Origin of the sequence: Yersinia massiliensis (genome assembly GCF_003048255.1) — a bacterium.
In the GTDB taxonomy this organism is placed as follows: domain Bacteria; phylum Pseudomonadota; class Gammaproteobacteria; order Enterobacterales; family Enterobacteriaceae; genus Yersinia; species Yersinia massiliensis_A.
In genome coordinates, this window is record NZ_CP028487.1 from 3,088,817 (window position 1) to 3,103,255 (window position 14,439).

Below are 14,439 nucleotides of genomic sequence, written 5' to 3' on the forward strand. Positions count from 1 at the left end.
CTTATAAAATTCACTGATAAATATGGGGTCACGCTTCTTTGCATAAGGGCCGCAATGCGGCCCTGTCTATGTTAACTGCTTCAGAACAAGCGATTACTCATGAGGTGGCGGAGCCAAAACTTCACGATTACCGTTATGGCCTGGCGTACTCACAATTTGCTGAGCTTCCATTTGCTCAATAATACGAGCAGCACGATTATAACCAATTCGGAATTGACGCTGAACGCCAGAAATAGACGCACGGCGTTTCTCTAGCACAAAGCTGACCGCCTGATCGAACAGTGGATCCAGCTCTTCATCACTGTCCAACCCAAGGCTACCGCCTTCGCCTTCATCTCCACCACTGATGATACTCTCAATGTACTGAGGACGACCACGGGCTTTCCAATCATTTACCACCGCATGAACTTCCTGATCTCGGACAAAGGCACCATGCACACGCACAGGAATTGAGGAGTTAGGTGCCATATACAGCATATCCCCCATCCCCAACAGCGATTCAGCGCCACCCTGATCAAGGATGGTTCGGGAGTCAATTTTACTGGAAACCGTAAAAGCAATACGCGTGGGAATGTTAGCCTTAATCAAACCAGTTATCACATCAACTGACGGGCGTTGGGTAGCAAGAACAAGGTGGATGCCAGCAGCACGCGCTTTCTGTGCCAGACGGGCTATCAGCTCTTCAACTTTTTTGCCCACAGTCATCATCAGGTCAGCAAACTCATCCACCATTACCACGATATAAGGCAGTTTCACCAACATTGGCGGTGAGATATCCATACTATCGGATGGTTTCCAGAATGGATCTGGAATCGGCCGCCCCATCGCTTCCGCTTGCGCTACGCGCTCGTTGTAACCCGCAAGATTACGGACACCTAAAGCAGACATTAACTTATAGCGACGTTCCATCTCACCAACACACCAACGTAATGCGTTCGCAGCATCCTTCATGTCAGTGACAACACCGGTTAACAAATGCGGAATACCTTCATAGACCGACAACTCAAGCATTTTCGGGTCAATCATGATAAAACGCACTTCATCTGGCGTCGCTTTATACAAGATGCTGAGGATCATCGCATTCACCCCAACCGATTTACCCGAGCCAGTCGTACCGGCTACCAGCAAGTGAGGCATTTTGGCTAAATCAGCCACCACCGGTTGCCCTGCGATGTCTTTACCGAGCACGATAGCCAGAGGAGAAGAATTATCACGGAATTTAGCGCAATCAAGCACTTCTCTCAGGTAAACCGTTTGACGGTGTTTGTTTGGCAGTTCAAGCCCAACATAAGGTTTGCCAGGAATCACTTCCACAACACGCACGGCAATAGCAGAAAGTGATCGTGCCAAATCACGGGAAAGATTCGAAATACGCGAAGCTTTAACGCCCGGAGCCAGATCTAGCTCGAAACGAGTAATGACAGGCCCCGGAGAAATACCAACCACCTCGGCTTTCACGCGATAATCGCCCAAACGCGCTTCAACCAAACGTGCTGTTTGCTCTAATGCAAACATATCAACTGGTTCTTCTTCCGCTGGCGGTGAAGAAAGCAGGTCGAGTGTCGGTAATGGTGTCGTCGGTTTGACCAAAGGCTGGTCATTTCGCATCAAGAATGGGTGAATCAAGCTATCCATCGCTGGCGTCGGTTCGACAGAAGGAGCAGCTTGGCTTGGTGGTATTGATTGCACCGGTGTTGTGGGTTGAGAAACCAACGGCGGTACTGGTGCGGTATAAGTCGGTGCCACCGCTGGTGGTGTGTACGCGGAGTACGTATTAGCTGAAGAGTGTGTATTAGCTGAAGAATAAGCAGATTGAGCCGGTGCTGCTGGCTCTGAATGCGCTTGATACCCAGATACATGTTGATGTGGCGGCTCTTGCTCCGAGTGATCTGACGAAAAAGTGCTGTTCTCAGCAACGGACTCACTCTGAGCAGAAAGCGTGAATAGAGGCTCACGCGGGCTCTCATCAACTAAATCAGCCATTGGCGAGAAAGTGAACGCGCTGTGGGTATCGACAGGCTGAACTCGTTCAGCTGCACTGCTTTCGCTATTCTCGATTTCACGACTATAAAGGTTATTTTCATGATGAGCAGCATCTTCACTTTGCGTGGTGCTATACCGTTGTTGCTGTTGTGCAGCATACGCTTGTCGCAATGCAGCCTCTTGCAGAGCTTGTTCATCTTCAGGCTCTGGCGCGGAGAAAATATTAACGCCAGCAGCATCAGGTTGGCCATAGCGCGCTGATTGTTGGTCAGCAAAGGCTTGACGTAATATTGCCTGTTGCAGCGCAGCATCATCCTCTGACTCACTTTGAGGATCAAATGACGTTGCATTTACCTGGGCGTTTTGTGCTTCTTCTTCATGCTGCTCACGTTGTTCCTGTTCAGCGATACGCTGCGAAGGCAGCTTAATGCCGTAAGAGGCCAATTCACGTCGCGTTGGAATACGTACCGGATTCGGCCGCGGTAATTCTGGACCAATCCCTTGCTTAACTTGCGAACTGCTATCGCTGGTCGCCGTAAATGCTGGCATAAATGTCGCGGCTACCGTACTTGCACCAACTACTCCAGCAACCGAAATTGGGTTAGATGGCGATGCCATACCCGCGGCCACATCCGCAGCAGTGAGGCCCTCAAGACCAGCCCCTACCCCAGGATTCATAGAAAGCAAGTTGTCCACCTGATCGCTATGACGCTGCGCGGTTGAAAAATCAAATGGCGAATGACGGGTCTGTTCTGCTGGTGTCTCCCATGACCCCATTTGAGGGTCATGGCGTTCAGCCGGTGACATGATGTCACGACGCGGGATTGGAGTGGATGATTCTTCTGGTATTTCAAAAGAATACAGCGGGGGTGTCGCGGAGACATTGTCAGTTGGTGAAACCAGACTGTTAGTAACCAAGGAGTTTAGGGCATGAGTATGAGCAGTATCATTATGACTAGCATCCTCATAACTCAGAACAGGGGGAGTAGCGACCTGTGCAGGAGCCGCCACTAACGCTGAGGAATCATCACTCTCTGTAGCACGTAGCGAACTCAGTAAAGGATCATATTCATCGTCATTTTCAGTTAACGGTAATGGCTCATCAGTCACAGAAGGTGCTGAAAAGAGGACATCATCCGCATCGGCATAAGCTGAATTTGCCGCTAGCGCACTAGCTGTTACAGCGCCTGCTGCCACGGCTTTTTTCGCCACCGAGTCTTTTTCTTGCTCGTTAGTCTGGTCATCATCTACATAGTCACTGCCATCCTCATCGTCGTAGCGCTCTTCGCGACGAGAACGATTAGTCATAAATGCCAGTGAACCTAAGACCACACCACCAATTTTTTCAGCGATGACCAACCAAGACCAACCGGTAAAGAGCGTTAAGCCAACAGCCCAAATACAAAGCAGCGTCAGTGTTGCTCCCACACCATTAAACCACGGCAACATAGCATTACTAAATAAGCTACCAATCACCCCACCCGAAGCGAAGTAATAGAGATCATCAACATTAAGCGCAGCCAAGCCGCATGACGTTAAAATGAGGGCTAATGTGCCTATAAGGCGTAATGAAAGTGCAAAGTAATCAACATGCTCACTGGCATCGCGCTGGCGAAATGCTGCCCAGCACAACATCACCATAATGACTGGGATTGCATAAGCCAAAACACCAAAGGTAAAGAACAGCGTATCGGCCATCCACGCACCTATACCCCCACCAAGATTGTGGATAGGTTCGTGCCAAGCAGTTTGGGACCAACTGGGGTCCGAAGGATTAAAACTCAGCAGCGCTGCCATTAAGTAGGCTGCAAGAAGGGTTACCACAATCAAAACAGCCTCAAGCAAACGACGCCCGCTGCTTAGCTTTTTCAGAGTAACTTCTTTGTCTTCTGTATATTCCTGGCTCAAGAAAGGCTCTCCAGGTTCCTGTTAACTGGTATGAGTAACAACGCCGAGAACCCTCCCGGCGTTGAAACTGTATGAATAAACAGGAGTGTAACCAAATTACTCAGGTTTTGCACCTGCCTGTTTACCGCGTTTTAATCACAAGGCGGTTACTCTGCTTCACTTCTTCCATGACCACATAGGTACGGGTATCGTTCACGCCCGGTAGGCGAAGCAAGGTCTCACCGAGTAAGGTACGGTAAGCGGACATATCAGGTACACGGGTTTTCAACAAATAGTCGAAATCGCCTGACACCAAGTGACACTCTTGAATTTCCTCAAGATTTTTTACAGCAGCATTAAATTGCTCAAACACATCCGGAGCACCACGATTCAGAGTAATCTCAACAATAACCAGCAATGATGCATCCAAATATTGTGGATTAAGCAGTGCGGTATAACCATGGATGAAGCCCTGACGCTCTAAACGGCGAACTCGCTCTAGACATGGTGTTGGTGACAATCCTACTCGTTTTGAAAGCTCTACGTTAGAGATTCGCCCATCCTTTTGTAATTCATTCAGGATGTTACGATCAATACGATCAAGCTCTTTCCCCGGCCGTTTTTTATTATCTATCATCTTATAGTCTCTCTTAATTTCCTTGAGTCTGCGGCATACCCTAAATGTAAGGACCTTTAGAGCTTGCTACAAACCACGACCCGCAGCCTGTTTTATGCAAATATATCAACACGTTGTTAACTCACACCCTGTCTGTCCAACTGTATGCGAGGTACTCGATGATTATTAGCGTTGAGGAAGAGATAGCGCATCACAAACAACCGCAGATACATCCCCCCTACGGTTATTCGATAACTGACTCCACATGCCATCCAGTATTAATCGAAAACATTCCAGGGTTTTCGCTTGATGTCAGTGACACCAAAACTGAAATTATGGCGCGCAGATAATTTCTTCTTCCTATGATGTTTTCGCAAATGCGCAGCCGATTGTCAAAGTAAAAGAAGTTAAATCAGTAGAACGTGCCAGAATTAAAATCTCAGCCCCCTTCACTTAGCTATTTTTTCACCGCTTATTTGCGATAAAATGGTGCAAATTTCTCTCTATCTAAGACAGCTTTTTTTAGGCGCATTGGCTCACAAGCCACATTCTTTATGGGGTCAACGCTTTTTCAGGTTTTTTTTTCCATAACGTAGAAATCAATTTTGGTCCAATTTGTCACCAAACTTAATTTTCTTATCCGGTAACTGCCGATTCTCAATACATTTAGTCTATTAAATAGGCATTGCCTATCAAACAAATCGCTATCAACATTTTTGTCTGCTTTTTTTCATGCACAATTTTCCCTACAATCGCTAATATTGTCCGCCATTGTGGGAAAGAGGTATTCATGAGCACGGCTAAACATAGCAAATTGATTATTCTGGGTTCTGGCCCTGCAGGTTATACCGCGGCAGTTTATGCAGCACGCGCTAACCTAAAACCTGTATTGATTACCGGAATGGAAAAAGGTGGTCAGTTAACTACTACAACTGACGTCGAAAACTGGCCCGGCGATCCCGAAGGACTCACCGGCCCAGCACTGATGGACCGGATGCATGAGCATGCTGAAAAATTCCAGACAGAAATTCTGTTCGATCATATCAACAGTGTTGATTTGAAAAATCGCCCCTTCCGCCTATTTGGTGATAGCGATGAATACACTTGCGATGCGTTAATTATCGCAACTGGCGCATCTGCCCGCTATTTGGGGATGGAGTCTGAGGAAGCGTTCAAAGGCAAAGGGGTTTCTGCCTGCGCAACTTGTGACGGTTTCTTCTACCGCAATCAAAAAGTTGCAGTCGTCGGTGGCGGTAATACTGCCGTTGAGGAAGCACTGTATCTGGCAAATATCGCTGCTGAAGTCCATTTGATCCATCGCCGTGATAGCTTCCGCTCCGAAAAAATTCTGATTGATCGCCTGATGGAGAAAGTGAAAAACGGTAACATCGTGCTGCATACTGACCGTACGCTGGATGAAGTACTGGGCGATGAAATGGGTGTAACCGGCGTGCGCCTGAAATCAACTCAAAGCAATGAAACCGAAGAACTTGCGGTTGCGGGTGTCTTTATTGCCATCGGTCATAGTCCTAATACCGCCATTTTTGGTGACCAGTTAGCACTGGAAAATGGCTACATAAAAGTCCAGTCAGGTACCCAAGGCAATGCAACGCAAACCTCAATTCCAGGTGTGTTCGCCGCAGGTGATGTTATGGATCATATTTACCGCCAAGCCATCACCTCTGCTGGCACTGGCTGCATGGCGGCGCTGGATGCTGAACGCTATCTTGATGGATTAGTAAACGATAAATAGCGTTTATTGATATTACATCTTAGATCACTGTTTTACTGAATACATACGGGTAGCTGGCGATACGTGAGCTACCCGTTTCTATTTTGTACATTTAGCACCCCAATGAAAAACAGCAAATTATAGAAATCTACTAATGCGGTAACTATCACAAGCATTATGGTTTCGCCTCAATGCATCACGAGGTAAGATTGCCCCTCGCCAGTTTGCCACCGACAATAGTGACAAACTTTTGATCTTTATAAGCCCAGAGTCATCAGTATTGTAGGTAGACCACATTCACACCCTATATTGATATAGCGTGAAATAGCGTCATCCATCTCCCTGCATATCTGAGCCTTTTGGGTATATTTGCGCAGACAAATTGCCTGATGAATAAAACACGACAGTATGAGTTGATTCGTTGGCTGAAAAAACAAAGCGCTCCGGCGCAACGTTGGCTCCGCCTGTCCATGTTACTTGGCCTCCTCAGCGGGTTACTGATCATTGCTCAAGCATGGTTACTCGCCACCTTGCTGCAATCTCTGATTATCGATAAGTTACCGCGTGCGTCGCTGACCACCGATTTTTGGCTGCTCGCGGGTACTTTCGCCTTACGTGCCGTGATCAGTTGGTTACGTGAGCGCGTTGGTTTTATCTGCGGCATGAAAGTGCGTCAGCAGATACGTAAAGTGGTGTTAGACCGATTAGAGCAGTTGGGCCCAGCATGGGTGAAAGGTAAACCTGCTGGAAGTTGGGCGACCATTATTCTGGAACAAATCGAGGATATGCAGGATTACTATTCCCGCTATCTACCGCAAATGTATCTGGCTGTATTGATTCCCATACTGATATTGATCGCGGTCTTCCCTATCAACTGGGCGGCAGGCTTAATCTTATTTGTCACCGCGCCACTCATCCCATTATTCATGGCGCTAGTCGGAATGGGCGCTGCTGATGCTAATCGGCGGAATTTTGTCGCGCTCGCGCGCTTAAGTGGCAATTTCCTCGATCGTTTACGAGGACTAGACACCCTTCGGCTGTTTAATCGTGCTAAAGCTGAAACAGACCAAATTCGCGACTCCTCAGAAGATTTCCGTCGTCGTACCATGGAAGTTTTGCGGATGGCTTTCCTCTCTTCCGCGGTATTAGAGTTTTTTGCTGCTATTTCTATTGCCGTCGTTGCAGTCTATTTTGGCTTTTCTTATTTGGGTGAACTGAACTTTGGTAGCTATGGCCTTGGCGTAACCTTATTTGCGGGGTTCTTAGTGTTGATTCTAGCACCTGAGTTTTTCCAGCCATTACGCGACTTAGGGACGTTTTATCATGCTAAAGCTCAAGCAGTAGGTGCTGCTGAGTCATTAGTGACTTTTTTGAGCAGCGAGAGCGAGTCTATCGGCCAAGGAGATAAAGTCTTAACCGGTGTAGATGCGGTCACCCTAGAGGCCGATGAATTAGAAATTTTAGCCCCCAATGGCAACCGTCTAGCGGGGCCACTTTCATTTTCACTGCCTGCTGGCAAACGTGTTGCTATTGTCGGTCTGAGTGGCGCAGGCAAAAGCTCCTTGCTCAATTTGCTGCTCGGTTTTTTACCTTATCGCGGCTCGTTGAAAGTTAACGGGATTGAGTTACGTGACCTCGCACCGCCAGCTTGGCGCGATCAATTAAGCTGGGTTGGGCAAAACCCGCATCTGCCTGAACAAACTCTGATAGCCAATATCCTGCTAGACCAGCCTGATGCTGACGACAAACAATTGCAGCAAGCTATCGAACGTGCCTATATCAGCGAGTTTATCAATGACTTGCCGCAAGGGCTCAATACAGAAGTCGGCGATCACTCAGCACGCCTTTCCGTTGGGCAAGCTCAGCGCGTTGCGGTTGCCCGCGCATTACTCAATCCATGTCGTTTGCTACTGTTGGATGAGCCAACAGCCAGCCTTGATGCCCACAGTGAGCAGCTAGTGATGAAAGCGCTGGAAGATGCCTCTCGCAGACAGACAACGCTGCTGGTCACGCATCAGTTGGAAGATACGCGAGGGTATGATCAAATCTGGGTAATGGATAATGGCCTGTTAATTCAACAAGGTGATTATTCAAGCTTAAGCCAGTCTACCGGTTCATTTGCCAATCTGCTGTCCCACCGCAGTGAGGAGCTTTAATCATGCGCGTACTTCTTCCCTTTTTGGCGCTGTATCGCCGCCATTGGTTCCTCATATGCCTCGGCATTGTTCTAGCGATTGTTACACTGTTAGCCAGTATCGGCTTGCTTACATTATCAGGTTGGTTCTTAGCCGGCACGGCCATTGCCGGGCCTGCCGGGCTCTATACGTTTAACTATTTGTTACCGGCTGCCGGTGTCCGTGGCGCCGCAATTACCCGTACTGCGGGCCGTTATGCTGAACGGGTTGTTAGCCATGATGCAACATTCCGTGTTTTGGCTCATCTACGCGTATTCGCGTTCCAAAAGATCCTGCCCCTCTCCCCTGCTGGCATCGCTCGTTTTCGTCAAAGTGAGCTGCTTAACAGGCTAGTTGCGGATGTCGATACGCTCGATCACCTCTATTTACGCGTTATTTCACCCTTGGTAGCAGCCATCGTCATTATTGCTGTCGTGACGTTTGGCTTGAGTTATCTGGATGTCAATTTAGCATTGACCCTTGGTGCTATTCTGCTGGGCTTATTGCTGTTAGTTCCGTTGATTTTCTATCGTGCAGGTCAACCTATTGGCCGCGACTTAACTGACCTACGTGGTCAATATCGTTCGCAACTGACATCTTGGTTACAAGGGCAAGCAGAGTTATTAGTCTTCGGCGCATTGGGTCGTTTCCGCGCGTCATTAGATGAAATTGAACAGCGTTGGATGACCCGACAAAAACAGCAGGCATCGTTGGCGGGTCTAGCTCAAGCACTTATGATTCTGGCCTCCGGCTTAACTGTCACACTGATTTTATGGCTTGCTGCTGAAGGCATTGGTGGAAACAACCAACCTGGCGCATTGTTGGCGCTGTTTGTGTTTACCTCCTTGGCTGCATTTGAAGCATTATTGCCAGTGGCTGGAGCCTTCCAACATCTAGGACAGGTGATTGCCTCCGCGACCCGGGTCGCTCAGTTGATGGAACAAAAGCCTGAAGTGACATTCCCTGTAACGGGTCCAACGTTAACCCCGCAGGTGGCGCTGGAAGTGACAGGGTTAAGTTTTACGTACCCGCAGCAGCCATTGCCTGTTTTGCAGGATATATCGCTATCACTGGCCGCAGGAGAGCATATTGCGCTATTGGGTCGTACTGGTTGCGGTAAATCAACACTGTTACAGCTATTAACCCGAGCTTGGGATGCTAATAAGGGGATCATCACACTCAACGGAATGCCATTGGCTCACTATGATGAAACAACGCTGCGCCAGATGATGACTGTGGTCAGCCAGCGGGTACATATTTTCAGCAGTACGTTGCGCGAAAATCTGTTACTTGCTTGCCCTGACGCCTCAGATGCACAACTCAAAACAGTTTTAGAACAAGTCGGTTTAGCCAATTTGTTGGATAACAGTGAAGGGTTGAATGCGTGGATGGGCGATGGCGGGCGACCATTGTCTGGCGGTGAACAACGGCGCTTGGGGATAGCCCGTGCTTTATTGCACCCTGCCCCGTTGTTGCTACTTGATGAGCCGACTGAAGGGTTAGATGCGGAAACTGAACAGCAAATTCTGGCGTTATTGCGTCAGCATTGTCAGCAGAAAAGCTTGATTATTGTCACTCACCGCTTGCATGGGTTGGAGTTTATGGACCGAATCTGCGTCATGGATGGTGGGATGATAGTCGAACAAGGTGATCACAACAGTTTGTTGCAACGTAAGGGACGCTATTACCAATTCCATCAACGTCACTGATGTCGTGATAGTGAAACTTTTATCATGCTCAAATCGACGGCACAGCAGTAGCTCATCAGCTAATATGATTAAAAGCGGTTGAAAGCAAAGCAGTATTACTGATGTTGATACTAAGACGTTGATATTTATATGAGCCTGATAGCATCGCCAAGGAGATTTATGCGCATTACACAGCTCTCTTCACAATCATTCGCTTTTCCATCACCTGAGCTGGCACTGCGTGAACCAAACGGATTGTTAGCACTGGGAGGGGATTTATCTGCCCCTCGCTTACTGGCAGCCTACCAACGGGGAATTTTCCCTTGGTTTAGTCCAGGGGAAATGATTTTGTGGTGGTCGCCCGATCCACGTGCGGTTCTGTTTCCAGAAGATTTGCATATCAGTCGCAGCATGCGTCGTTTTTTACGGCGTTGCCCTTATCGATTTACGCTGAATCATGCTTTCACGGATGTTGTCCAAGCTTGTGCGTCACAGCGTGATGAGGGAACTTGGATTGGCGATGATGTTCAACAGGCTTATTGCCAACTTCATGCTTTGGGGCATGCCCACTCAGTCGAAGTTTGGTTGGAAAATGAGCTAGTTGGTGGTTTGTATGGCATCGCCGTCGGTACATTGTTTTGCGGTGAATCCATGTTTAGCCGTGCTGACAATGCCTCAAAAAGCGCATTAATGGTTTTTTGTCATCATTTTACCCGTATGGGTGGAGAACTGATTGACTGTCAGGTCCTCAACGCTCACACTGCGTCGCTGGGTGCGATTGAGATCCCCCGAAACTTTTTTTTACAGCAGTTGAGTCAAATCCAGTTTAGTCCACTACCGGCTGAATGCTGGTTACCGCAATCGTTGAGTTTTTCATCTTCGATGCAGTAAAACTCAATCGCTTAAAACACCCCACATTAGGCTTTATCCCCCTCTTACCGGCAGGCTAATTTTGCGGAGATGGTGCGATGACCGCCAACACTTCTTTACATAATGTGGGTTTTTCGGCATTATCTTGCCGGTTAAAAACTAAGGTAGTTACACCTAGAGGATTCGATGGCCAAAGAAGACAATATTGAAATGCAGGGCACCGTTCTTGATACGCTGCCGAACACCATGTTCCGCGTTGAATTGGAAAACGGGCACGTGGTAACCGCTCATATCTCCGGTAAAATGCGTAAAAACTATATCCGCATCCTGACGGGTGACAAAGTCACTGTAGAGCTGACCCCGTACGACCTGAGCAAAGGCCGCATTGTCTTCCGTAGCCGTTAATCGGCTAATCTGTCGCAAGTCGACGACTCGCGAGCTCTGAGGATGTAGTCCCCCCTCCGGCGCCCTTCCAATTTATGGTAAGGGCGTTTTGCGTTTTCTTTTATTTACTCAGTCATACGGCTTTATCAGCCATGAAGAAAGTGAAATATCCAAAATAAAAAGGGCGATAAGCTATCAACTTATCGCCCTTTTCTATTTTATTTGTACAAATTCGCCAGCATTAACACACCTTCGGTATTAACACGCTGAATTAGTGAACCGCACCTTCAGTTTTACGCTTTTGTGCGCTCTGGAACTCATAAGCCAGTTGTTGTTTTTCTTTATCCAACTGAACAGTGACCGAGCCACCATCAACCAGAGAGCCAAACAACAACTCGTTTGCCAAAGGTTTCTTCAGATTTTCCTGAATTACCCGCGTCATTGGCCGTGCGCCCATCGCTTTGTCGTAACCTTTATCAGATAACCAATGACGGGCTTCTTCACTGACTTCCAGTGACACACCTTTGGCATCTAATTGGGCCTGCAACTCAACAATGAATTTATCCACAACTTGCTGGATAACCGCTGGTGACAAGTGATTGAACCAAATGATGTTGTCCAACCGGTTACGGAATTCCGGTGTAAACACTTTTTTGATCTCTTCCAAAGCGTCCGTACTGTTGTCCTGCTGTTTAAAGCCAATAGAAGTACGCTGTGTTTCGCGCACACCCGCATTGGTGGTCATCACCAAAATGACGTTGCGGAAATCGGCTTTACGCCCATTGTTATCCGTCAGTGTGCCGTTATCCATCACCTGCAATAACAGGTTGAACACATCTGGATGTGCCTTCTCAATTTCATCAAGCAGCAACACAGCATGAGGATGCTTGATAACCGCATCAGTCAACAGACCACCCTGATCGTAACCAACATAGCCTGGAGGTGCACCAATCAGGCGACTGACAGTGTGACGCTCCATGTACTCGGACATATCAAAGCGTAGCAACTCGATATCCAGTGCTTTGGCCAATTGCACCGTCACTTCCGTCTTACCCACACCGGTAGGGCCAGCAAACAAGAATGATCCGACGGGTTTGTGTTCATGCCCTAAACCAGCACGGCTCATCTTGATGGCTTCAGACAGTGCATCGATGGCCTTATCTTGACCGAATACCAGCATATTTAAGCGTTCGTTCAAGTTCTTCAGGACATCGCGATCACTGGCAGAGACAGTTTTCTCCGGAATACGCGCAATACGAGCAACCACTGACTCAATATCCGATACATTGACGGTTTTCTTACGTTTGTTAGCAGGCATTAGGCGACTACGGGCACCCGCTTCATCGATTACATCAATGGCTTTATCAGGTAAGTGGCGGTCATTGATATATTTCACTGATAACTCAACCGCTGCACGTATCGCTTTCGCGGTATAACGCACGTCATGGTGTGCTTCATACTTCGGTTTCAAGCCATTGATAATCTGAACTGTCTCTTCAGCCGTCGGTTCAGTAATATCGATTTTCTGGAAACGCCGCGCCAAAGCACGATCTTTTTCAAAGATATTGCTGAACTCCTGATAGGTCGTCGAGCCGATCACTCTGATTTTCCCACTGGAAAGCAGCGGCTTAATCAGATTAGCGGCATCAACTTGCCCACCAGAGGCAGCACCAGCACCGATGATGGTATGAATTTCATCGATAAACAAAATGCTGTCTTTATCATTTTCCAGTTGTTTCAGCAGGGCCTTGAAGCGTTTTTCAAAGTCACCACGGTATTTGGTTCCAGCCAACAGCGAACCAATGTCCAGCGAGTACAAGGTACATTCAGACATCACTTCTGGTACATCACCTTGCACGATACGCCATGCCAGACCTTCGGCGATAGCCGTTTTACCGACACCGGACTCCCCCACTAACAGCGGGTTGTTTTTACGCCGACGGCATAACACTTGGATGGTGCGCTCCAGTTCTTTATCGCGCCCAATGAGTGGGTCAATGCCGCCAACGCGGGCCAGTTGATTCAGATTGGTGGTGAAGTTCTCCATACGGTCTTCCCCTCCTGCCTGCTCTTCATTCACCGGATTTTCTGCATTCGGTGCCTGACCCGGCTCATCCTTACGGGCGCCGTGGGAAATAAAGTTCACGATATCCAGTCGGCTGACATCATGCTTACGCAGCAGGTAGGCCGCCTGAGATTCTTGTTCACTAAAGATGGCCACCAGCACGTTGGCACCTGAGACTTCGTTGCGCCCAGATGACTGAACGTGGAAGACCGCGCGTTGTAACACCCGTTGGAAACTGAGCGTTGGCTGGGTGTCACGTTCTTCTTCAGTGACCGGTAATGTTGGTGTGGTTTGTTCGATGAACGCTTCCAGTTCCTGGCGTAATGCCACTAGGTCAACCGTACACGCCTCCAGCGCTTCCCGCGCAGCTGGATTGCTCAGCAATGCCAGCAATAGGTGCTCCACGGTCATAAACTCGTGTCTGTGCTCACGCGCTCTGGCGAAAGCCATGTTGAGACTGAGTTCAAGTTCTTGATTGAGCATAGGCACCTCCCAATAATTGCCTTAATCAGGCTTTTTCCAGCGTACAAAGCAATGGATGCTCGTTCTCCCTGGCGTATTGATTTACATGTGCGACTTTTGTCTCCGCCACTTCAGCGGTAAAGACACCACAAATCGCCTTTCCTTGATAATGCACATTGAGCATCAATTGTGTTGCACGTTCAATATCATAAGAAAAGAACTTTTGCAGAACGTCAATCACAAATTCCATCGGTGTGTAATCGTCGTTGTTAAGTATAACTTTATACATTGACGGCGGTTTAAGCGCCTCTTTCTGTTTATCTTTGACTAAGTGATCAAAATTTAGCCAATCGTTATTATTACCCATTGCATGCCCATCGTTTCACTGAACTACACAGGAGCAATACCTCACTCCGGTTATAAGACCATTTGATGAAGATATCTATTATTATTTTAACATCACTTATGCCATAACGCCGCCAGAGAAAAAAGCCGATTTCCTCACCTTAAAAACGATTAAATTGTAACCAAACAAACACAATAGCGTTAGCTGCATCAAACTTTGAAGAACTGCCTCA

General features: G+C 47.9%; 9 protein-coding genes. 5 read left to right on the top strand and 4 right to left on the bottom strand.

Features of this window, described 5'->3' with window-relative positions; all coding sequences use genetic code 11:
• Window positions 1-93: 93 nt before the first annotated feature.
• Window positions 94-3,891, bottom strand: a complete 3,798-nt coding sequence (locus DA391_RS14470; protein ID WP_050081431.1) for a DNA translocase FtsK 4TM domain-containing protein — start codon at window positions 3,889-3,891, stop codon at window positions 94-96.
• Window positions 3,892-4,012: 121 nt separating this feature from the next.
• Complete coding sequence (lrp, locus tag DA391_RS14475; RefSeq protein WP_002211340.1) at window positions 4,013-4,507, bottom strand: leucine-responsive transcriptional regulator Lrp; 495 nt, start codon at window positions 4,505-4,507, stop codon at window positions 4,013-4,015.
• 769 nt (window positions 4,508-5,276) lie between these two features.
• Between lrp and trxB the strand changes: the two genes are divergently transcribed.
• The 5 genes from trxB (at window position 5,277) to infA (ending at window position 11,355) form a co-directional block, all read left to right on the top strand.
• Window positions 5,277-6,239, top strand: a complete 963-nt coding sequence (gene trxB / locus DA391_RS14480; RefSeq protein ID WP_019209489.1) for a thioredoxin-disulfide reductase — start codon at window positions 5,277-5,279, stop codon at window positions 6,237-6,239.
• Between the two features lie 368 nt (window positions 6,240-6,607).
• Window positions 6,608-8,374, top strand: a complete 1,767-nt coding sequence (gene cydD / locus DA391_RS14485; RefSeq protein WP_050081429.1) for a heme ABC transporter permease/ATP-binding protein CydD — start codon at window positions 6,608-6,610, stop codon at window positions 8,372-8,374.
• A 2-nt stretch (window positions 8,375-8,376) separates the two neighbouring features.
• Window positions 8,377-10,101 carry a heme ABC transporter ATP-binding protein/permease CydC gene (gene cydC / locus DA391_RS14490; protein WP_050081428.1) on the top strand — a complete coding sequence of 575 codons (1,725 nt, stop codon included), beginning with the start codon at window positions 8,377-8,379 and terminating at the stop codon, window positions 10,099-10,101.
• Window positions 10,102-10,260: 159 nt separating this feature from the next.
• Window positions 10,261-10,971, top strand: a complete 711-nt coding sequence (aat, locus tag DA391_RS14495; protein ID WP_050081427.1) for a leucyl/phenylalanyl-tRNA--protein transferase — start codon at window positions 10,261-10,263, stop codon at window positions 10,969-10,971.
• A gap of 165 nt (window positions 10,972-11,136) precedes the next feature.
• On the top strand, window positions 11,137-11,355 hold the full coding sequence (infA, locus tag DA391_RS14500; RefSeq protein ID WP_002211347.1) for a translation initiation factor IF-1: 219 nt from the start codon (window positions 11,137-11,139) through the stop codon (window positions 11,353-11,355).
• Window positions 11,356-11,605: 250 nt separating this feature from the next.
• Here the strand turns inward: infA and clpA are convergent, their stop codons facing one another.
• Window positions 11,606-13,882, bottom strand: a complete 2,277-nt coding sequence (gene clpA / locus DA391_RS14505; RefSeq protein WP_049605366.1) for an ATP-dependent Clp protease ATP-binding subunit ClpA — start codon at window positions 13,880-13,882, stop codon at window positions 11,606-11,608.
• A gap of 25 nt (window positions 13,883-13,907) precedes the next feature.
• Window positions 13,908-14,228: an ATP-dependent Clp protease adapter ClpS gene (gene clpS / locus DA391_RS14510; RefSeq protein WP_050081426.1), complete on the bottom strand. Its 321-nt coding sequence runs from the start codon at window positions 14,226-14,228 to the stop codon at window positions 13,908-13,910.
• Window positions 14,229-14,439: the final 211 nt, after the last annotated feature.